Consider the following 19,129-nt stretch of genomic DNA (forward strand, 5'->3'; position numbering starts at 1 on the left):
TGCCCGGCAGGAGGCTTTCATGAAACGTGCCCTCGTGCTCGCCGTCCTCGCTCTGATCGCCGCCTCCCCCCTGGTGGCGGCCGTGATGGCCCAGGCGCCGGTCCCCGTGCGGGTCGGGGTCATCCAGCCCCTGTCTGGGCCGGTCGCCGCGTCCGGAAATTACATCCGCATGGGCGCCGAGATCGCCCGCGACTGGATCAACGCGCACGGTGGCGTGCTGGGCCGGCGGATGGAGCTGGTCATCGAGGACAACAAGTCCGATCCCAAGGAGGCGGCCAGCGCCGCCGAGAAGCTGATCGTGCGCGACAAGGTGCCGGCCATCATGGGGGCCTGGGGCTCCTCGATGACGCTCGCCGCAATGCCCAAGCTGGAGGAGTACGGTGTGCCCATGGTGGTGGAGACGTCCAGCGCCGCCTCCATCACCAAGCGCGGCAACCCGTGGGTGTTCCGCATCAGCCCGCCCAGCGAGATGGAGGCGCTCGGCCTGGAGGGCTACCTGCCCAAGCTGGGCATCAAGCGCGCCGACTTCCTGGCCGTCAACACGGACTGGGGCCGGGGCGCCATCACGGCCTTCGGCGACATGCTCAAGAAGCACGGGGTGGCGGTCGGCGCCACCGAGTTCATGGACCAGGCGGCCACCGACATGAACGCCCAGATCACCAAGATCAAGGGGCTGCCCGGGGACACCCTGTTCCTGACCACCGGCGTGGAGCAGATCACGCTCGTGCTCAAGCAGGCCCAGGAACAGCGGCTGCAGCGCAAGATCATCACCACCGGGGGTAGCTCGGCGCCCAATCAGCTCATCAAACAGGCGGGCGCCGCCGCCGACGGCACCTACCACATCCTCTTCTTCCTGCCCTGGTTCCCGGAGGCGATGCCCGCGGGCAAGCTGGCCAAGGCGTTCGTCGACGAGTGGAACAAGCGCGGGCATCCTTTCGAAGGACTGACCGAGGGCTTCCGCGGCCACGACGGCATCGCCACCATCGCCGAGGCCGTCCGCATCGCCGGCAAGGCCGAGCCCAAGGCCATCCGCGAGGCGCTGTGGAAGGTCGGCATCACCGGCTTGAACGGGCCCATTCGCTTCGCGAAGGACGGGCCGGCCGGCAAGGAAAGCGGCCAGTCCAAGCCCAGCATCTTCATCGTGGAGATCAAGAACGGCAAGGTCGCGCTGCCCGACTTCCTCGCCAAGAAGTGATTCGGAAGCGATGGAGAGCTAGTCCGGAGCGGTGGGGGGCAATCCTAAGCGGTGGGGGGTGTAGGGGGGAGCGGCGCCTCGCTCCCCCCTACGTTGAATCGAATGGACGCGCTGCTGCAGCACCTGGTGAACGGCCTGGTGCTCGGGGGGACGTATGCCCTCCTGGGCATCGGGCTCACCTTGATCTTCGGCCTCATGAACGTCGTGAACTTCGCCCACGGCGAGTTCTACACGCTGGGCGCGTACGCGACGTTCGCCGCGGTGGCCCTGAGCAGCCTGCCCTTCCTCGGCGCGCTCGCGGTGGCGGTGGCCGCCGGGGTCATCGTCGGCGCCCTCACCGAGGTCACCCTCCTCCGCTCGCTACGCGGGCGCTCGATCGACACCGTCATGCTGGTGATGATCGGTCTCTGGATCGCCATGCAGAACGGCGAGCTCTTGATCTGGGGCGGCGTCGCCAAGTCCATTCCCCACCCGTTTCCGACGGCGCCGCTGACGCTCGGGCCGCTCAGCATCGCGCCCTTGCGCGTCTTCGTGCTGGCCGCCGCCCTGGCCCTCATTCTCGGCGCCCACCTGATCGTCCACCGCACACGGCTCGGCCGGGCCATGCGCGCCACGTTCCAGGACGCCGACACGGCGGCCCTCATGGGGGTGCGCATCGGACGCATCCACACGGCGACGTTCGCGCTGGGGTCCGGGCTGGCCGCCGCGGCCGGCGCGTTGCTGGGGCCGATCTTTCTCGCCTACCCGGCGATGGGCGACCTGGCCGCGCTGAAGGCGTTTTCCGTCGTCATCCTCGGCGGCCTGGGCAACGTGGCCGGCGCGACCCTGGGAGGCCTGCTCCTGGGGATCGCCGAAGAGCTGGGCGCGGGGTACGTCTCCTCCGGCTACCGTGACGCCGTCGGGTTCATCATCATCATCCTCGTGCTCCTGCTCCGTCCCTCCGGCCTCCTCGCGCGGGCCGAGCGCGTCGGCTGACGGGGCGCGGGGACCGCGCCACCGTGGGCCGGCCAGGCGTGCGCCGCGTGGGGCTCGGGGCGCTCGCCGTGCTGTCTCTCAGCATCCCGCTCTGGCTCGACAACCCGTACTACGTGCACATCCTCATCATGGCCGGCATCTTCGCCGTGCTGGCCCTCAGCCTCAACCTGCTGCTCGGCTACACGGGTCAGCTCTCGCTGGGCCACGCGGCGTTCTTCGGCATCGGCGCCTACACCTCGGCGCTCCTCACGCTCCGGCTGGACTGGTCCGTGTGGCTGGGGATGGCTGCCGGCACCGTCGCGGCCGCCGTGGCCGGGTGGGGCATCGGGCGGCTGGCCTTGAAGCTGCGCGGCGCGTACTTCGTCCTGGTGACGATCTCGTTCGCCGGTGTGATCTCGCTCGTCAGCCTGAACTGGATGGACCTCACCAACGGCCCCCTGGGGCTGCCCGGTGTTCCGGCCCCCGTCCTGGGACCGTGGTCGCTGCGTAGCAAGTCCGCCTATTACTACGTGGTGCTCGTCGCCGTGGCCCTCGCCTGGCTCGTGTGCTACCGGCTGGTCGGCTCCCGGATCGGACGCGCGTTCGTCGCCCTGCGCGAGAACGAAGCGCTGGCCGAGGCGGTGGGCATCGACGTCACCCGCTATCTGGTGCTGGCCGCCGTCGTGAGCGCGGCGATGGCGGGTCTGGCGGGTGGTCTCTACGCCCACTACACGCGCTTCGTGAGCCCCGAGGTCTTCCTCTTCACCTACACGGTCACGATGGTCATCATGGTCGTCGCCGGCGGCAAGGGAACGCTGGCCGGCCCGCTGGTCGGCGCCCTGCTGTTCACCGCCCTGCCCGAGGCGCTGCGCGAGATGACCTCCTGGCAGTGGCAGATGCTGGCCTACGGCGTCGTTCTCGTGCTCCTGGTGTACTTCCTCCCCGAGGGCATCGTGCCGGCTATTGAACAGGGCATGGGCACCCGGGCTGAGCTGCGACCTTCGGATCCGATCGCCCGCCCGCACCCCGCCGGAACCTCGGCCGGCGGCTTCCCCATTGGCCGATCAGCGTCGGGACCTCCCGATCAGAAACTCCAGGTCAGAGAGCTGGCGGTGCAGTTCGGCGGGGTGCGCGCGCTGGCCGGCGTCTCGTTCGACGTCAGGCCGGGGAGCATCACCAGCCTCATCGGCCCGAACGGCGCCGGCAAGACTACCGCGTTCAACGCCATCACAGGCTATCTCCGGGCTGGCGGCGGCCGCATCAGCTACGGGGACGCCCCCTTGACCGGGAGGCGCCCGTCGGCGATCGCCCGGCGGGGCGTGGTCCGGACGTTTCAGAAGACCAGCGTGTTCCCCGCGCTCAGCGTGAGGGACAACGTGATGATCGGCCTTCATCTCCGCGGCCGGGCCGGGCTCGCCAGCGTCCTGGCCGGCCGGCGCTCGGTGCGCGAGGAGGAAGCCCGGCTCGGCGCGGAGGCCGAGCAGGTCATCGACTTCGTCGGCCTGGGCCACCGACGACACGACGTGGCCAGCGCGCTGCCCTACGGAGAGCAGCGGCTCGTGGAGCTGGCCATCGCGCTCGCGGCCCGGCCCACCTTGCTGCTGCTCGACGAGCCCGCGGCCGGCATGGCCGGCGCCGAGCGGGACGCCGTGAGCGGGCTGGTCCGGCGGATCCGCGAGCAGGGCGTCACCGTGTTGCTGGTGGAGCACGACATGCGGATGGTGATGGGCATCTCGGACAGTGTCATCGTCCTGAACCACGGCGTGGTCATCGCCGAGGGCCCGCCGGCCACGATTCAGGCCCACCCCGAGGTCGTCCGCGCCTACCTGGGAGCCGCCGCTGCTCCGTCTTGAGGGGCTCCACGCGACCTACGGGCCGATCGCGGCCCTGCGCGGCCTCGATCTCGAGGTGCGCGAGGGCGAGCTGGTCTGCCTCCTCGGCGCCAACGGGGCCGGCAAGACCTCAACGCTGCGGGCCATCTCGGGACTCCTGCGGCCCACGGCGGGCCGGGTCCTGCTCGACGGCCGCGAGATCCAGGGATGGGAGCCGGCTGCGATCCTGGAGGCCGGCATCGCTCACTGCCCGGAAGGCCGCCGGGTCTTTCCCTATCTGACCGTGCAAGAAAACCTCGAGATGGGAGCGTACGTGCGGCGCGACCGGCGCGCCGTCGGGGAGGACCTGGAACGCGTCTGCAGCCATTTCCCGATCCTGCGCGAGCGCCGGCGGCAGATGGCCGGCACCTTGTCGGGCGGCGAGCAGCAGATGCTGGCCATCGGCCGGGCTCTGATGGCCCGGCCGCGCCTCATCCTCTTCGACGAGCCGTCGCTCGGGCTGGCCCCGACAGTAGTGGAGACGACCTTCCGGATCATCGCGGACATCCGGCGCAGCGGCACCACGGTCCTGATGGTGGAGCAGAACGCCTACCTGGCCCTCCGCATGGCAGACCGGGGCTACGTCATGGAGACCGGGCGCATCGTGCTCGCCGATCGCGCCGCCGAGCTGCTCGGCAACGACCACGTCCGGCGGGCCTACCTCGGAGCCACCTAAAGCAGACGGCCTGCTCAATGCGGCGCCACGCGGTTGCGTCAGATTGTCCCTGCAGGTCAAGGAGTCCCGGTAGATAGGAGTCATTCCCCAGCCCGCAGCCCGCTCTTGCCGCATAAGCGCTTGATTGCGCGTGGGTTGTAGACCTGGCAACCGATTTGCTGGAACGTTCGCACCGGAGCAAGGGTCCCATACTCCGAGGAGGTGGCTCGCGGTGGTCCGACTCGATCAGAACAGTCTGCTGAAGGCGCTCAACCGGGCGGGAGACGGCGTCGTGGTGGCCGATGGCGAAGGCCGTGTGGTGCTCTGGAATCGGGCCGCCGAGCGCCTGCTGGGATGGAGCGCGCCGGAAGCGGTGGGCCGGACCTCGTGCGAGCTGCTGGATGCGCGCAACGACGGCCGACCCTGCGGCGAGGCCTGCCCCATCCGGGCGGCCGCCCGCAAGGGCGACGCCGTCGAGAGCTTCGACGTACGGGCGCGGGCGAAAGCCGGCCGTGAGATCCGCCTGAACGTCAGCACCCTGGCCGTCCCGGCCGAGCCCGGGGCGGAAGCCTTCGCGATCTACCTCTTCCGCGACGTCAGCACGCGGACCCCGGCCACCAACGGCACCGTCATCGAGCGCCCGCCGATGGTTGCGGAGAACGGCGTGCCCCTTACCCGCCGGGAACGCGAGGTCTTGCGGCTGCTCTCCACGGGCGCCAATACGCGCACCGCGGCCGAGCGGCTGGGCGTGAGCCCGGCCACGATCCGCAACCACGTGCAGAACCTCCTCGGAAAGCTCGGCGTGCACAGCCGCCTGCAGGCGGTCGCGTACGCCACCACGCACGGCCTGCTCTAAGCGCCCCGCAACTCGCGCGAGGACCTGCCGAGAGCCCGTCTGCCGTCAGGCTGGCGCCCCGCCGCCTTCGCGGGGACAATGTGACTGTCACGCCCGCTCGCGATGAGTGATGACGACGATGCCGCCGCGGTCACTCACGAAGGCGTTCAGGACCCAGCTCACGAAACTGACCACGAGTGCCCCCAGCACGGCGGCCCAGAATCCGTGGACCTCGAAGCCCGTGACGATGAGCGACGTGAGCCAGAGGCAGAGGCCGTTGAGCACGAACAGGAACAGCCCCAGTGTGAGCAAGGTGACGGGGAGAGTCAGGACGATGAGCACAGGACGGACGATGGCGTTGACGACGCCCAGGACGAGCCCCGCGCCCACGGCCGCGAGAAAGCCGGTGATCACGATCCCCGGCACGATGGCCGCCGTCAGGTAGATGGCCACGGCATTGATCACCACGCGGAGAAGGAAGCCCACGCGCTCAGGATACTCGAAGGAGGGCGCGTGAAGCTCGGTGGTGAAGCCAGGCTGGCGCGGACGCTCGTCCTCGACGAGCTCTTCGACCTCGCCCTGTACCGGCAGTTGCGGACCATCGCCGGCGAGCGGCTGCGCAGCGTGCTGGACCAGCTCATCCCCATCGAGACCCGACACGCCGCCTTCTGGCAGGATTTTTTCGGCCTGGAGATCCGTCGCCTCGATCTCTGGAGAGCGCTCAAGCTTCGCCTCATCATGCTGGTCTGCCGGCTCTTCGGTGACCGGGCCATCCTCCTGGTGCTGGAGGCGATCGAGATCTACGGTGTCCGCAAGTACCTGACCCTCTGGGAGGCTCATCGACAGGAGCCGCTGGGCAAGGCCGTCCACACGATCCTCGAGGACGAGCTCCGTCACGAGGATCAGGTCGTCAGCGCCTCGGGCGACCGCCGCGTGGATCCCGAGAGCATCCGCAACCTGTTCCTCGGCTTCAACGACGGCCTGGTGGAGATCCTGGGCGCCGTGGCCGGGTTCTTCGCGGCCTTCACCGACACGGCGTCGATCCTAGTCGCCAGCTCCACGGTAGCCGTCGCCGGCGCCTTTTCGATGTCCGCCGGCGCCTACGTCGCCAGCAGCTCCGAGCACGAGATGACGCGTCTGGAACAGGACCGCCGCGCCTTCCTGGGCGAGGCGGGCGAGGGCAGCCTACCGATGGCCCGTCCGCTGCGCGCGGCGCTGCTGGTCGGCGTGTCGTACCTGCTGGGGGCCCTCGTGCCGGTCTTGCCGGTGGCGCTGGGCGCCCGAAGCATCGCCGTCCCGATCGTCACGGGTGCGCTGGCCACCGTCGCCGTCTCGGCGATCCTCGCCTTCCTGTCGGGCATGCGGCTGGCCCGCCGCCTCGCCACCAACGTCATCATCCTGGGCGCCGCCGTCGCCGTGACCTACCTGATCGGACTGGCCGCCAAGGCGATCTGGGGCATCTCGGTCAGCTAGCTGTCTCGACACGGTGGCACGTCTGTCAGCCATCCTACGTCAGCCACCGAACAGCGGACCCCGCCTTCCGATGAACCAATGCCTTCCGGGCGGATGGGGATTGGCACCTGGACTGCTTGATGAGCCTCTCCCGAGTGCCGAGCGCGATCGTCGTCTGGCTCGTCGTCGGCGCCTGTTCCAGCCTGCCGGCCAGACCCACGGAGCCACGCTCTCCGATGGCGCCGGGTCCGGTCAGCGGGCCCGAATACGTGATCGCCAAGCCCCCGCCCACGGACGCGGTCATCAGCCCGGAATCCGAGCTCTTGAGATCCACCGCCGCCGTCTCGCCCGGCGTCCCGCGCCTCGTCTGGGTGCCCGAACGGAAGCTGTATCTGCGCGAAGGCATCGACGCCGTCGCTCCGACGCGCACGCATCGCGCGCCGACCGAGCCTCGCGCCGTCGTTCAACTTGCCACCCGACACGTCGGGCATCCGTATGCGTGGGGCGGCGCCAGCCCCGAGGGCTTCGACTGTTCGGGCTTCGTCATGTACGTCTACGGCAAGGTCGGCGTCGCCTTGCCCCACAACGCCGCGCGGCAATACGCCTACGGAACCCCGGTCCGTCGCGATGAGCTCGAGCCCGGCGACCTCGTGTTCTTCGATCGCCTCCGTCACAACGGCATCTACATCGGCGATGGGAAGTTCGTGCACGCCAGCAAGCGCGGCGGCGTCAAGATCTCGCGGGTGAATGGTCACTGGTTTCGCGAGCGCTGGACGGGCGCCCGCCGAGTCCTGCCCCACCGCGCCCCCTGACCGTCGTGGCGCACCCGGTTTATACTGCGCTCCATTCGCCCTCGCCGCCTGGCGAGCTCGCGATGAGGAGGTCGCCATGGAGATGCAGGCCGCGGTCTTTCGGAAGGTGCACGAGCCGCTCACGATCGAGACGGTCGAGATCGACAAGCCGTGGGGGCGCGAGGTGCTCGTGCGGACGGTGGCGACCGGCGTGTGCCACAGCGACCTCCACGTCGTCGACGGTCTGGGGCGATGGCCGCTCGATCGTCCCATCGTCCTGGGACACGAGGGCGCCGGCGTCGTCGAGGCCATCGGCGCCGACGTGACCACGGTGAAGCCGGGCGATCACGTCGTGGCGTGCCTCTCCGGGTTCTGCGGGAGCTGCGCGCAGTGCTTGAGCGGCCACCCCAACCTCTGCGTGGGCGGCGCCGTCACTCGCTCCGAGTCGGCCCCGCCGCGGCTCGCCCGGAAGGGCGAGGCGCTGCGACAGTTCATCGGCATCAGCAGCTACGCCGAGCGCATGCTGCTCCACGAGAACTCGGTGGTGAAGATCGATCCCGATCTGCCGCTGGACCGGGCGGCCCTGGTGGGCTGCGGCGTCCTCACCGGCGTGGGGGCCGCGCTGCGATCCGCGGGGCTGGAGGCCGGCCAGACCGTCGCGGTCTTCGGCTGCGGCGGCGTGGGGCTCTCGATCGTCCAGGGCGCGCGCATCGGGGGGGCCCGGCAGATCATCGCCGTCGACATCTTCGCATCCAAGCTGGAGATGGCCAGGAGGGTCGGGGCCACCCACGTCGTGGACAGCTCCAAGGACGACCCCGTCAAGGCGATCCGCGCGCTGACCGGCGGGGCCGGCGTCGATCACGCCTTCGAGGCCGTCGGCAATGCGACGCTCGTCCGTCAGGCCATCGAGAGCCTCGCGATCCGGGGCACCGCCACCATCGTCGGGGTCCTGCCCCCCGACGCGATGATCCAGTTCCCCTGGATGGCCATCCGACCGGAGTGTCGGGTCCAGACATCCCGGATGGGCTCCAACCGGTTCCGCATCGACATCCCGCGTTACCTGGAGTTCTACCGGCAGGGGCGGCTGCTGCTCGACGAGATGGTCAGCCGCCGGGGCCGGCTCGGCGATATCAACGAGGCCTTCCGGGCGATGAAGGCCGGCGAGGTCGCCCGCACGGTGCTGACCTTCGACTAGGTGACACGCGATGGCCGAGGTCGTCGTGGCGGCGCTGGTGACGCTCGACAGCAAGCTCGGGGAGGCGCGCTTCCTGTGCGATGCGCTCCGCCGGGCCGGCGCCCGCCCGGCGCTCGTCGACGTCTCCCTGCGCCCCCACGCAGTCGCGGAGGCGACGATCCCCGGTCGAACGCTGGCCGAGGCGGCCGGAAGCACGTGGGAGGCCCTGGCCGGACTGGACCGGGCTCGGGCGGCGGAGATCATGATCGCCGGCGGGCGGAGCGTGGTCAGCGAGCTGGCTGCCTCGGGTACGATCTCAGGCGTCATCGCGCTGGGCGGGGCCAACGGGACCAGCGTGGCCTGCGGCATCATGCGCGTGCTGCCGCCGCTCTTCCCCAAGGTGATGGTGAGCGCGGTGGCGGGGACGGCGGCCGTGCAGTGGTACGTGGCCGAGAGCGACATCGTGATGGTTCCCTCCATCGGCGACGTGTCGCTCAACCGGATCACGCGGTCCGTCATCGACCGGGCCGCCCGCGCGGTCGTGGCCATGGCGGCGGCGTGGGCGGAGGAATCGCGCAGCGCCGCGAAGAAGACGCCCCTGGTGGCGGTCTCGGCGTTCGGCGGGACGGCGGCCTGCGTCCAGGGCGTGCAGGCGCGGCTGGAGGCCGCCGGCTTCGAGGTCATCCTCTTTCACGCCTCGGGGCCGGGAGGACGGGCGCTCGAGTCCCTGGCGCGGCGCGGTGAGCTGGCCGGTGTGGTGGACGTGACCACGCACGAGCTGGCCGACCTGCTGGTCGGCGGCGTCTACAGCGCGGGCGAGGATCGCTTGAAAGGCGCCGCCGCGGCCGGTCTGCCGCAGGTCGTCGTGCCCGGCGCCCTCGACCACGCGAACTTCTGGGCCGGGATGGTGCCCGAGCGCTTCCGGCAGCGTCAGTTCTTCCGCTACAACCCGCAGAATCTCTTGATGCGGACGAACGCGGAGGAGCTAGAGGCCCTGGGCGCGATGGTCGCCGAGCGGCTGAACCAGGCGCACGGGCCCTTCGTCGTCCTCGTGCCCACGGCCGGCTTCAGCGAGCACACGCGTCGGACGGCTCACGATCTGGAAGGCCGCCCGGCGGGGCCGTGGCGTCAGCCCGAAGCCGATGCCGGCTTCGCGCGCGCGCTGCGGGCGCACCTGACCAGGGGCAAGCTACGAGAGCTCGATCTGCACATCAACGACCCGGCCTTCGCCGACGCGTGCGCGGACGCGTTCCTGGAGCTGGTGCAGGGCCGGGGCTGAGACTCGCTCTAACACACAGGAGAGATCATGGCCTTCGACATCCCGGCGGAGCACCACGCGACCGACGTCCTCGTCGTGGGCGGTGGCGCGGCCGCCACGATGGCGGCGTTCGAGTGCGCCGAGGCCGGCGTGGGCGTCATCCTGGCCACCAAGGGGCGCGCGACCAGCGGCACCACCACCGTGGCCCGCGGCGGCTTCGCCGCGGGCCTGGCCCCGGGCGACGGTCCCGAGCTGCATCTTCACGATGTCCTCCGCTACGGCGGCGAGCTGATCGACCCCGACCTGGCCCGGACCTGGGTGTACGACATCGTCGAGGTCGTGAGAGACCTTCGGGCGTGGGGCGCGGAGTTCGTGACGAACGAGGCGGGGGACCTCGACCTCAAGATGTTTCCCAGCCATCGCCATCCCCGGGCCGTCCACCACTACGACACGACCGGCAACATGCTGACCAAGGCGCTGTCCCGGAAGCTCCGGGGGGACGCGAGAATCGCCCAGCATTCGAATACGGCCATCCTCGACCTGATCGCGCGGGACGGCCGCGTCGTCGGCGCCTGGGGCGTGGACTACTCACGCGGCCGCCTGATGTGCTACGCGGCCCGAGAGACGATCCTCTGCACGGGCGGCGGTAGCGGCCTCTTCTACGTCAACGACAACCCCTCCCAGGTGACGGGCGACGGCTACGTGCTGGGATTCCGCGCGGGCGTGCCCCTGCTCGGCATCGAGATGATCGACTTCCAGGCGATGTGCTGCGCGCCCGAGGAGCTCTTCGGCTTTCCCCCGCATCCCACGGGCTTCATCAACGCGGGGGCGGTCTTCCGCAACCGGGACGGCGAGCAGTTCCTCACGCGCTACTTCCCCGAGACGGCCGAGAAGAGCACGCGCAGCGAGGTCATCCTGGCCATGGCCAAGGAGATCCACGCGGGCCGGGCGGGCAAGACCGGCGGCATCTTCATGGACGCCACCGCCGTGCCCCTCCCGACGATCCTCAAGCAGATCCCCGCGGTCTACAAGAGCTGCCTGTCGCGCGGCATCGACATCACCAAGACACCGCTGGAGGTGGCGCCGGGCAGTCACACCTGGCTCGGAGGATTGAAGATCGACGTCGACGGCCAGACGCCCGTGCCGGGGCTGTGGGCGGCCGGGGAGACGGCAGGCGGCATCCACGGGGGTAACCGGATCGGCGGCTCGGCGCTGTCGGCCTCACTGGTCTTCGGCCGGCGGGCCGGCCGCGCGGCGGCCGCGCGCACCCGCGCCGAGCGGAAGCCTGACGCCGCCCCGATCGAGATCCCCGCCGGCGAGCGCGAGTGGGTCGCCGGGCTGCTGGCGCGCGAGCGCGGGCCGCTGCAGGCCGACGTAAGGCTGCACTGCCGGATGCTCGCCCACGAGCTGCTGGGCCCGATCCGCGACGCCGAGGGTTGCCGGCGGGCCCTGGCTGAATACGAGCGCATTCAACGCGAGGACCTTCCCCGGATGCGCCTGGCCGACGAGGCGCGCTCGTCGGAATGGACGCGCGGCCACGAGCTGGAGAGCGCCCTGTCCGTTCGGAACCTCGCCCTGCTGGGCCGCCTGCTTGCCACGGCGGCGGGCCGGCGGGAGGAGAGCCGGGGCGCCCACTACCGCCTGGACTTCCCGGAAACGGACGACGTTCGCTGGCGCGTGGTCACCCGGCTGCACGCCGGGGAGGGCGGGGCCATCGAGTTCCACACCGACCCCGTCAGGGAGCACGCCGCCGCGACCAGGTGACGGCGGCGCCGCGCTAGGCGAGGAGCAGGCCGCTGGCCGTGCCCACGGCGGTCTTCTCGCCGTGCTGGTTCTGGCACCACACGTCAACGACGACTCGCGCGCCGCCGGCCTCGGGGCGGACGTCCTTCACCACCCCGTGCACGGTGAGCCGATCGTCCGCGTAGACGGGCGCGACGAAGGTCATGGCGATCGTCCCGCCCTTGACGAAGCCGGCGCCGAGCAGCCCCGTCATCATTTCCGAGACGTAGGCGGTCGACATCATGCCCTGGGCCAGCGGGGCCCGGAATCCCTTCTGCCGAGCCCACGCCTGGTCGGTGTGGATGGACCGGGCACGCACGCCGGAGTATGCGTCGATCTTCCGCTGCGAGATCTCTTTCTCGAGGGTGGGCAGGACCTGCCCGACCTTGATCGATCCCGTCGTAACGGCCATCGTCACGCCTCGATGATCATCTGGGTGAATTGCCCCCGGACGAGCGGCGTGCCGTGCTCGTCCTCGGTGACGAACTCCGTGACCATGTAGGGCTTGCCGCGCCGCCGGTACTTGTCGATCACCCGCCCGCGCGAGCGCACGCGCATGCCGGGCTGGATCGGCTGCAAGAAGTTGAACTCCATCTTGGCGTGCAGGCCGGCGTGCACGAGGTACCTGCTGTGGCGCAGCCGCAGGGCCTGGTTGCCGAGGAGCGTCGGATGGGCCACGGGGCCACCGAAGGGCGAGGCCCCGAAGAACCACGGATGATGATCGTCGACGGCGAACGCATAGGTCTCGATGTCCTCGGGCGTGACGAGATGGGTGTCGGACACGAACTCGTCGCCCACGGTCAGCGCGTCGAACGTCAGCGGCTTGAACGTCGTCATCGGTGGCTGGAGTCTAGCACGGGCCTACCGGGAGTCGCGCGCCGGCGCCGTGAGCGACGTGCCCCCGTCCACGACCAGGACGTGCCCGGTGATGTAGCGGGCCTGCTCGGAGAGCAGGAACCGGACGGCGTGCCCGATGTCCCACCCGGTGCCCTCGATCCCGAGCGCGGAGGCCCGGCGCCGCCGGTCGCGGGCGGCCTCGGACATGCCGCGCCCGTACACCATCGGGGTATACACGGGACCGGGAGCGACGCAGTTGACCCGGATGCCCTCGGCGCCGTGATCGACCGCCATGGCCCGCGTCAGCGCGATGACGGCGCCCTTGGAGACCGAGTAGGCGGTGAGGCCGCGCGGGCGCAGGGCGGAGATCGACGACACGTTGACGATGGCGCCGCCCCCGGCCCGGCGCATGGCGGGGATGGCGTGCTTGGCGGCGTGGAACATGCTATCGACGTTGACCTGCATGACACGGCGCCAGCTCTCCTCGGTCTCGTCGACCACGGAGCCGCGGCTGCCGATGCCGACGTTGTTGTCGAGCAGGTCCAGTCGGCCGAACCGGTCGAGCGCTGCCTTGACCATGGCCGCGCAGTCGGCCGCCCGCGTCACGTCGGCCTCGAGCGCCATGGCCTCGCCCCCGCCCTCGCCGATCATCTCCACGGTGCGCTTGGCCAGCGCACCCTCCCGATCGACGACCACCACGCGCGCCCCCGCCTTGGCGAGGAGGATGGCCGCCGCGCGGCCGTTGCCGATGCCCTCGCCGGCCGCGCCGCCCCCCGTGACGACGGCCACCTTGCCGTCGAGTCCCCACCCATCCGGCACGTCGAGAGCCACGTTCGTTCCTCCTCCGGCCCTGCCGTGAGGCGCGACGTCCGCTAACGGCCGAGCGCCGCGGGGTTCGCGACGTTGATCGGGTTGCCGTTCGCGTAAGCGAGGATCTGATCGAAGATCGTCGTAAACATGTGCTCGAGCCCATCGCGCTCCACGTATCCCAGGTGGGGCGCGCAGATCACGTTGTCCATCTTCAGCAACGGATGCTGGCCGCCGAGCACCGGCTCTTCCTCGTAGACGTCGACCGCCGCCATCCCCGGCCGCCCCGCCCGCAAAGCCGCCTCCAGCACCCCCGGCGCGATCAGGCCAGCCCGGCTGGTGTTGACGATGAGCGCCGTCGGCTTCATCCGCGCCAGATCGTCAGCGGTGACGATGCCGCGGGTCGCGTCGATCAGCCGCAGGTGCAGCGAAACCACGTCCGATTCCGCGAACAGCGCCGCCTGGCTCGGCGCCACGGCAAAGCCGTCGGCGCGGGCCTTGCTGATCGACGCCTCGCGCCCCCACGCCAGCACGTTCATGCCGAATGCCTTGCCGTAGCCGGCCACGACCGCGCCGATCTTGCCGTAGCCGAAGATCCCGAGCGTCTTGCCCCGCAGGCCGATGCCGATGGGGTACGCCTGCCACTTCCCGGCCCGGAGCGCCGCCATTTCTTGAGGGATGCGCCGGAAGGCGGCGATGATCAGCCCCCAGGTCAGCTCGGCCGTCGCGTAGGAGGGCCGGCCGGGACCGGTCAGCGCCGACACGATCACGCCGCGCCGCGTGCAGGCGTCCACGTCGATATGCGGATAGACGCCGGCCTGGCTGATCAGCCGAAGCTTGTCCAGGCGCTCCAGCAGGGGCGCCCGGATCGGTGTGCGCTCGCGGATCAGCACCAGCGCCTCGGTGTCCTTGAGCCGCCCGGCCAGCGTGTCCACGTCCTTGGTGTGGTCGTTCCAGATCGTCACGTGGTGGCCGGCGACCTTGCCGTAGCAGTTCAGCGTGCGGACCGTGTCCTGATAGTCGTCGAGGATGGTGATGTTCATGAGGGCCTCGGGTCCTCTCTAGGGCAGGAAGTTGTCGACCGGGACGGACGCCCCGGGCGCCGCCAGCGGCGTGAGCGTCTCGCCTGGCCGCACGACCTGCACCGCGCGGTACCTGAAGCGGCCGCGTGCATCCGGGCCTGGCTCCCGGTGAACTTCGATCACGCGGTCGACGAGGTTCACGATCCAGTAGTCGGCGATCCCGGCTCGCGCGTAGATGCGCGCCTTCGGGCCGCGGTCGAGGGCAAGGCTCGATTCGGCGACCTCCACGACGAGGTCGGCGGTCGTCGGGTGCCCGGCCGGAGCGTCTCGCGGCGTTCCTCGCAGCACGACGACAGCCGGCTCGGGCGCCGAATCGCGGCCCAGCGCCAGGGGCAGCTGGACGCGCACCCGCCAGCCGCGCCCGAACGCCAGGCGGAGCGCGTCGGTACCCAGCTCGACGGCCCGGGCGTGAGGGTCGTGTTGTGGCTCGGCGACAACGAGACGGCCCTCGACCAGCTCGATCGGATCATCCTCGCGCAGGAGGCCCACCTCGATGAGCCGATCGTATTCGTGGCGGGTCCAGCGCCGGGTCCTGACGCGCAGTGCGCCCATCGCGCCGCTACGGTAGCTGGCCAGTCGGGCTGTCGTCAACGGTGTCGGCGAGATACACGCCACATGCTATCCTGCCGGGGCTCGCAAAGGAGCGACTCATGAAGGTCGGCATCTTCATAACGAACCAGAATCCTCTGGGCAGCGACATGGTCTCCGCCCTGGAAGACCAGTACGTGATGGCCCGCCTGGCTCGCGATCGCGGCTGGGATGCCATCGCCACCGGCCAGCACTACCTCAGCGAAGGGATGAGCCAGGTGCAGCTCATCCCGTTCTTGGCCCGCCTCGCCGCCGAGGCGGACCACATGACCGGCGTCGCCGGGATCCTGCTCCTGGGCCTGCACAACCCGGTCGAGGTGGCCGAGTGCATGGCCTCGCTCGACGCCATCTGGCGGGGCAACTTCGTCTTCGGCGTGGGTCTGGGCTATCGCGACGTCGAGTTCGACGCCTTCAAGGTGCCGCGAGGCCAGCGCGTGCGCCGCTTCGAGCAGTGTCTGGACGTCGTCCGGCGACTGTGGACCGAGGACAAGGTGACGGTCGACAACGACGTCTGCACCCTGTCGAACGTCACCCTGACGTGCCGGCCCGTCCAGCGCCCCCATCCTCCGATCTGGATCGCCGCCAACAGCGACGAGGCCGTCCGGCGGGCGGCGCGGCTGGGGGATGCCTGGTTCGTGAACCCGCACGCCACCATGGCCACGAACAAGCGGCAGATGGCCGTGTACCGGGCGGAACTGGCCCGCCTGGGCAAGCCGCTCCCGCGCGTGCGCCCGCTCATCAAGGAGATCTTCTGCGCCAGGGACACCGCCACCGCGCTGGAGATGGCCGGTCCCTATCTCGCCAGCAAATACAAGGCCTACGCGGCCTGGGGGCAAGACGCGGTCATGCCGAGCGGTGAGACCTTCCAGCAGCCCTTCGAATCGCTCCTGCGCGACAGGTTCGTGCTGGGCAGCCCCCAGGAGTGCTTTGCCCAGCTACGGCCGTGCTGGGAGGAGCTGGGGACGAACTTCCTCTTCTTCCGCACCCACTGGAGCGGCATGCCGCTCGGGCACGCGCTCGCCAGCATGCGCCTGATCAGCGACGAGCTGCTGCCGGCGCTCCGCCAGATCACGCCGGGAGATTGAAGGGCCGGCGCGGCGAGCCGGCCCAATGCAGGCTGGCCGCCCGTGCCGCAAGCGATAGACATTCGACAATCGATTGTCGACGGCTTATCATCCCGCCCGACGCATGAGGCTGGTCGATCTCTCACATCCCTGGAACATGCACACGCCCGGCTGGATCGGCTACCCGGGCTCCAAGATCTACTACACGCAGACGCTGCAGACCAACCGCATCGTGTCGCAGCGGGTGGAGACCTCACTGCACGTGGGCACCCACCTCGACGGCCCCATGCATGCCGCCGATGGCGCCGGCGACATCGCCTCCCTGCCCCTCACCAAGCTGGTGCACGAAGGCGTGATCGTCGACGTGTCCGACGCGGTGGAGGACTGGAGCATCATCACGCCCAAGCACATCACCGACCGGATGGAGGTGAAGCGCGGCGACATCCTGATCCTCCACACCGGCTATCACCGCTACTACGAGGGCAAGCCCCAGCAAGATCTCACCCGGTACTTCTGCATGCATCCGGGGGGCACTCGCGAACTGGCCCAGTGGATGCACGACATGCGGATCGCCTGGTGGGGCGTCGACGCCGGCTCCGGCGACCACCCGATGAACACCACCATCCGATACATGCGGCCCGACCTCACGCGCCGGTTCGAGGAGAAGGTGGGCCGCTCGGTGCGTGACTACTTCGGGGAGTACGAGTACCGCCACCACAAGAGCGGGCGCCTGGTGACGGAAGAGATCTTCCCCATGCACTACCTGGCCTTCCCGGAGGGCTGCGTCCACGCCGAGAACGTGGGCGGCGACATCGAGAAGGTCCTGAACACGCGCTGCATCATCGGGGCCTTCCCCTGGAAGTTCGAGGGAGGCGAGGCCTGCCCGTGCCGAATCCTGGCCTTCCTCGACGTCGGCCCCCTCACGGTGGAAGAGGTCCGCGAGGCCGTCGGCAAGAAATCGAGCTAGCGGGCGCCGCGCGGCGGGCGCGGGCCGAAGAGGACACGATGCGGCTCACCGTGGCTGACGCCATCTCTCCCTCCTACTTCGTGGCCCTCGCTGCCGTTCAGCTGGGATTCTTCCAACAGGAAGGCATCGAGACGGAGTTCGTGTTCTCGCCGCCGAATCCATCGCAGGCCCTGAAGGACGGGGCCATCGACTTCTTCGGCGGCTCTCCCTACACCGGCCTGCGGGCCTTCCCCGGCTGGCGGGGCGGCGTCCTCCTGTGCGCTCTTTCCCACTACAACTACTGGTTCCTGGCCGTCCGCTCCGACATCAAATGCGAACGGGGCGACGTCAGTGCGGTGAAAGGATTACGCCTGAGCGCGTCGGCCGACCCCGGCCTGACGATGAAGCGGGTGCTCGAGGAAGCGGGCCTCGACCTCCAGCGAGATAACGTCCGGATCGTCCCCAGTCCCCGGCGCACCAGCCCGAACTGGGCCTGGGATGGAGTCGATGCCATCGAGCAGGGCGTCTCAGATGGCTATTGGGGCAACGGCCTGCGGGCGGACCTGGGCGTGAAGCGGGGCATCGCCAAGATCCTGCTCGACGTGCGCCGGGGCGACGGCCCGCCCGCGGCCCGGCACTGGACGTTCCCGGCGCTCGCGACCACGGAGCGGCTGGTCAAGGAGCATCCGGACATCGCCGCAGCGGCCGTGCGGGCGATCGTGAAGACTCAGCGGGCGCTTCGGGCCGACCCGCAGCTGGCCGCGAAGGCCGCCCAACGTCTGTTTCCCGCCGAGGAGGCGACGCTCATCGCCTACGAGGTGGCACGGGATGCGCCCTTCTACAACCCGACCATTACCGAGGAGATGGTCGCCCATATCAGCCGGTTCGCCCGCGAGATCGGCGCCCTGGAAGGGGAGGTCCGGTACGGCGAACTGGTCGCGACCCAGTTCGCCCCTCTCTGGCAGGGGTAGGGTCCGGTGCAAAGCCCGGCGCAGGCGAAGTTTCGTCTGGAGTACGGCGCCCGCCTCGTGGTCAGCTGCTCGAGCTGCCTGCTGCGGCCGAGCGACGCGGATTCTGCCCGGTGGAGGCGGAGGCCCGTTTTCTGGGCGGCGGCCTCGACTTCGGGCCAGTGCTCGATCCAATGCGAGGCAGGTTGGTAGAGAACGCTGACGTAAGAAAGTCCAGGGATCAGTTCCTTCAGCAATTCGAGCCGCCGCGCGGTGGCTTCCGGCGCGAAGTAGATGGCGCCGGTCGTGTAGCCTCCCGGACGATCCAGAGCCGCACGGTGTTACGATCAAGTCGACCTGCGAGCGGATCAACTCGGCAGCGATCCGGATACCTCGCGATCTGGCCATCGGCCCAGCGATACAAGATCGAGATGATCCGGCTTTCCAGCCCGGGTGAGTGGAACCCGACGGAACCCGACTCGGGGCACCTTTTCTGGCTGCTGGGCCTCGGCCGCGAGCGGTATCGCAAGAGGTCGAGCGGCAAGCGTCACCGGGGCCATGGCCGGCAGGACGATACGACAGCCGTCCTTCTCGTATTGACGCTTCACTCGTACCCTATTTGAAATCGTAAGAGACCAGCTCGGTCTCGAGCATGCCGGCACCGAGATAGTGATTGGCAAATCTCTCCACTCGGTGCTTGATCACGAGGCCCAGGTCACTGCTGTACCAGAACACGTTCTTGCTGGACGCGCCTCCCAGCGAGATCCGGAAGGCCTTGAAGGTGCCGGCCGGAGTCCTGACGTTCTCCAGGGCCTCGACTTGACCGTCATACTGGACGTCATCAAAGCTCCGGTTAAACGTGTAGTCGGAAAAGCGGAAGCGGTTTGGCCA

Annotated in this window: 20 protein-coding genes; 13 read left to right on the top strand and 7 right to left on the bottom strand. The window is 69.7% G+C overall.

The features are described from left to right. Positions 1–19 precede the first annotated feature (19 nt). The 5 genes from VFR64_02900 to VFR64_02920 all read left to right on the top strand — a co-directional run bounded on the left by VFR64_02900 (position 20) and on the right by VFR64_02920 (position 5,531). A complete protein-coding gene (locus tag VFR64_02900; GenBank protein HET9488693.1) occupies positions 20–1,195 on the top strand; it encodes an ABC transporter substrate-binding protein in 1,176 nt (391 codons plus the stop codon). 102 nt (positions 1,196–1,297) lie between these two features. Continuing rightward, positions 1,298–2,170: a branched-chain amino acid ABC transporter permease gene (locus VFR64_02905; protein ID HET9488694.1), complete on the top strand. Its 873-nt coding sequence runs from the start codon at positions 1,298–1,300 to the stop codon at positions 2,168–2,170. A 47-nt stretch (positions 2,171–2,217) separates the two neighbouring features. Next, positions 2,218–4,002 (top strand): branched-chain amino acid ABC transporter ATP-binding protein/permease, encoded by a 1,785-nt coding sequence (locus tag VFR64_02910; GenBank protein HET9488695.1) that lies wholly within the window; start codon positions 2,218–2,220, stop codon positions 4,000–4,002. Then, positions 3,989–4,696: an ABC transporter ATP-binding protein gene (locus VFR64_02915; GenBank protein HET9488696.1), complete on the top strand. Its 708-nt coding sequence runs from the start codon at positions 3,989–3,991 to the stop codon at positions 4,694–4,696. The genes VFR64_02910 and VFR64_02915 overlap by 14 nt, the downstream gene beginning before the upstream one ends. Positions 4,697–4,907: 211 nt before the next feature. After that, entirely contained in the window at positions 4,908–5,531 is a 624-nt protein-coding gene (locus VFR64_02920) for a LuxR C-terminal-related transcriptional regulator (protein ID HET9488697.1), read from the top strand. An 87-nt stretch (positions 5,532–5,618) separates the two neighbouring features. Here the strand turns inward: VFR64_02920 and VFR64_02925 are convergent, their stop codons facing one another. Next, a complete protein-coding gene (locus VFR64_02925) occupies positions 5,619–5,996 on the bottom strand; it encodes a phage holin family protein (GenBank protein HET9488698.1) in 378 nt (125 codons plus the stop codon). A gap of 27 nt (positions 5,997–6,023) precedes the next feature. On the opposite strand from VFR64_02925, the gene VFR64_02930 reads away from it, so the two are divergent. The 5 genes from VFR64_02930 (at position 6,024) to VFR64_02950 (ending at position 11,949) form a co-directional block, all read left to right on the top strand. Further along, positions 6,024–6,983: a VIT1/CCC1 transporter family protein gene (locus tag VFR64_02930; GenBank protein HET9488699.1), complete on the top strand. Its 960-nt coding sequence runs from the start codon at positions 6,024–6,026 to the stop codon at positions 6,981–6,983. Positions 6,984–7,198: 215 nt separating this feature from the next. Beyond that, complete coding sequence (locus VFR64_02935; protein ID HET9488700.1) at positions 7,199–7,774, top strand: C40 family peptidase; 576 nt, start codon at positions 7,199–7,201, stop codon at positions 7,772–7,774. A gap of 76 nt (positions 7,775–7,850) precedes the next feature. Then, positions 7,851–8,948, top strand: coding sequence for a Zn-dependent alcohol dehydrogenase (locus tag VFR64_02940; protein ID HET9488701.1), 1,098 nt, complete (start codon positions 7,851–7,853; stop codon positions 8,946–8,948). 10 nt (positions 8,949–8,958) lie between these two features. Beyond that, entirely contained in the window at positions 8,959–10,206 is a 1,248-nt protein-coding gene (locus VFR64_02945; GenBank protein HET9488702.1) for a Tm-1-like ATP-binding domain-containing protein, read from the top strand. A 27-nt stretch (positions 10,207–10,233) separates the two neighbouring features. Beyond that, positions 10,234–11,949 (top strand): FAD-dependent oxidoreductase, encoded by a 1,716-nt coding sequence (locus tag VFR64_02950; GenBank protein HET9488703.1) that lies wholly within the window; start codon positions 10,234–10,236, stop codon positions 11,947–11,949. Positions 11,950–11,962: 13 nt separating this feature from the next. Here the strand turns inward: VFR64_02950 and VFR64_02955 are convergent, their stop codons facing one another. Genes VFR64_02955 through VFR64_02975 form a run of 5 tightly spaced genes read right to left on the bottom strand, consistent with a single transcriptional unit; the run spans position 11,963 to position 15,308 of the window. Beyond that, positions 11,963–12,379, bottom strand: coding sequence for a MaoC/PaaZ C-terminal domain-containing protein (locus VFR64_02955; GenBank protein ID HET9488704.1), 417 nt, complete (start codon positions 12,377–12,379; stop codon positions 11,963–11,965). A gap of 2 nt (positions 12,380–12,381) precedes the next feature. Beyond that, complete coding sequence (locus VFR64_02960) at positions 12,382–12,804, bottom strand: MaoC family dehydratase (protein ID HET9488705.1); 423 nt, start codon at positions 12,802–12,804, stop codon at positions 12,382–12,384. 24 nt (positions 12,805–12,828) lie between these two features. Further along, the gene (locus VFR64_02965; GenBank protein HET9488706.1) at positions 12,829–13,635 is read right to left on the bottom strand and encodes an SDR family NAD(P)-dependent oxidoreductase; all 807 of its coding nucleotides are present in this window, start codon (positions 13,633–13,635) and stop codon (positions 12,829–12,831) included. Between the two features lie 41 nt (positions 13,636–13,676). After that, positions 13,677–14,654 (bottom strand): D-2-hydroxyacid dehydrogenase family protein, encoded by a 978-nt coding sequence (locus VFR64_02970; protein HET9488707.1) that lies wholly within the window; start codon positions 14,652–14,654, stop codon positions 13,677–13,679. 18 nt (positions 14,655–14,672) lie between these two features. After that, positions 14,673–15,308 carry a Uma2 family endonuclease gene (locus VFR64_02975; protein HET9488708.1) on the bottom strand — a complete coding sequence of 212 codons (636 nt, stop codon included), beginning with the start codon at positions 15,306–15,308 and terminating at the stop codon, positions 14,673–14,675. 35 nt (positions 15,309–15,343) lie between these two features. On the opposite strand from VFR64_02975, the gene VFR64_02980 reads away from it, so the two are divergent. From VFR64_02980 to VFR64_02990, 3 genes are all read left to right on the top strand, one after another. Then, positions 15,344–16,366, top strand: a complete 1,023-nt coding sequence (locus VFR64_02980) for an LLM class flavin-dependent oxidoreductase (protein ID HET9488709.1) — start codon at positions 15,344–15,346, stop codon at positions 16,364–16,366. Between the two features lie 103 nt (positions 16,367–16,469). Next, the gene (locus VFR64_02985; GenBank protein HET9488710.1) at positions 16,470–17,312 is read left to right on the top strand and encodes a cyclase family protein; all 843 of its coding nucleotides are present in this window, start codon (positions 16,470–16,472) and stop codon (positions 17,310–17,312) included. 38 nt (positions 17,313–17,350) lie between these two features. Continuing rightward, entirely contained in the window at positions 17,351–18,262 is a 912-nt protein-coding gene (locus tag VFR64_02990) for an ABC transporter substrate-binding protein (protein ID HET9488711.1), read from the top strand. Positions 18,263–18,853: 591 nt separating this feature from the next. On the opposite strand, the gene VFR64_02995 is transcribed toward VFR64_02990, so the two are convergent. Beyond that, on the bottom strand, positions 18,854–19,129 hold a 276-nt coding region (locus tag VFR64_02995; protein ID HET9488712.1), incomplete at its 5' end, for a hypothetical protein.

The sequence above is a fragment of the Candidatus Methylomirabilota bacterium genome (assembly GCA_035709005.1).
GTDB lineage: Bacteria > Methylomirabilota > Methylomirabilia > Rokubacteriales > CSP1-6 > 40CM-4-69-5.

What these genes read in the sequence shown, in the direction of transcription:
- VFR64_02955 (HET9488704.1), bottom strand. Translation starts at nt 12,379, where the DNA reads ATGGCCGTTACGACGGGATCGATCAAGGTCGGGCAGGTCCTGCCCACC.
- VFR64_02950 (HET9488703.1), top strand. Translation starts at nt 10,234, where the DNA reads ATGGCCTTCGACATCCCGGCGGAGCACCACGCGACCGACGTCCTCGTC.
- VFR64_02990 (HET9488711.1), top strand. Translation starts at nt 17,351, where the DNA reads ATGCGGCTCACCGTGGCTGACGCCATCTCTCCCTCCTACTTCGTGGCC.
- VFR64_02980 (HET9488709.1), top strand. Translation starts at nt 15,344, where the DNA reads ATGAAGGTCGGCATCTTCATAACGAACCAGAATCCTCTGGGCAGCGAC.
- VFR64_02970 (HET9488707.1), bottom strand. Translation starts at nt 14,654, where the DNA reads ATGAACATCACCATCCTCGACGACTATCAGGACACGGTCCGCACGCTG.
- VFR64_02960 (HET9488705.1), bottom strand. Translation starts at nt 12,804, where the DNA reads ATGACGACGTTCAAGCCGCTGACGTTCGACGCGCTGACCGTGGGCGAC.
- VFR64_02905 (HET9488694.1), top strand. Translation starts at nt 1,298, where the DNA reads ATGGACGCGCTGCTGCAGCACCTGGTGAACGGCCTGGTGCTCGGGGGG.
- VFR64_02945 (HET9488702.1), top strand. Translation starts at nt 8,959, where the DNA reads ATGGCCGAGGTCGTCGTGGCGGCGCTGGTGACGCTCGACAGCAAGCTC.
- VFR64_02935 (HET9488700.1), top strand. Translation starts at nt 7,199, where the DNA reads ATGGCGCCGGGTCCGGTCAGCGGGCCCGAATACGTGATCGCCAAGCCC.
- VFR64_02985 (HET9488710.1), top strand. Translation starts at nt 16,470, where the DNA reads ATGAGGCTGGTCGATCTCTCACATCCCTGGAACATGCACACGCCCGGC.
- VFR64_02900 (HET9488693.1), top strand. Translation starts at nt 20, where the DNA reads ATGAAACGTGCCCTCGTGCTCGCCGTCCTCGCTCTGATCGCCGCCTCC.
- VFR64_02940 (HET9488701.1), top strand. Translation starts at nt 7,851, where the DNA reads ATGGAGATGCAGGCCGCGGTCTTTCGGAAGGTGCACGAGCCGCTCACG.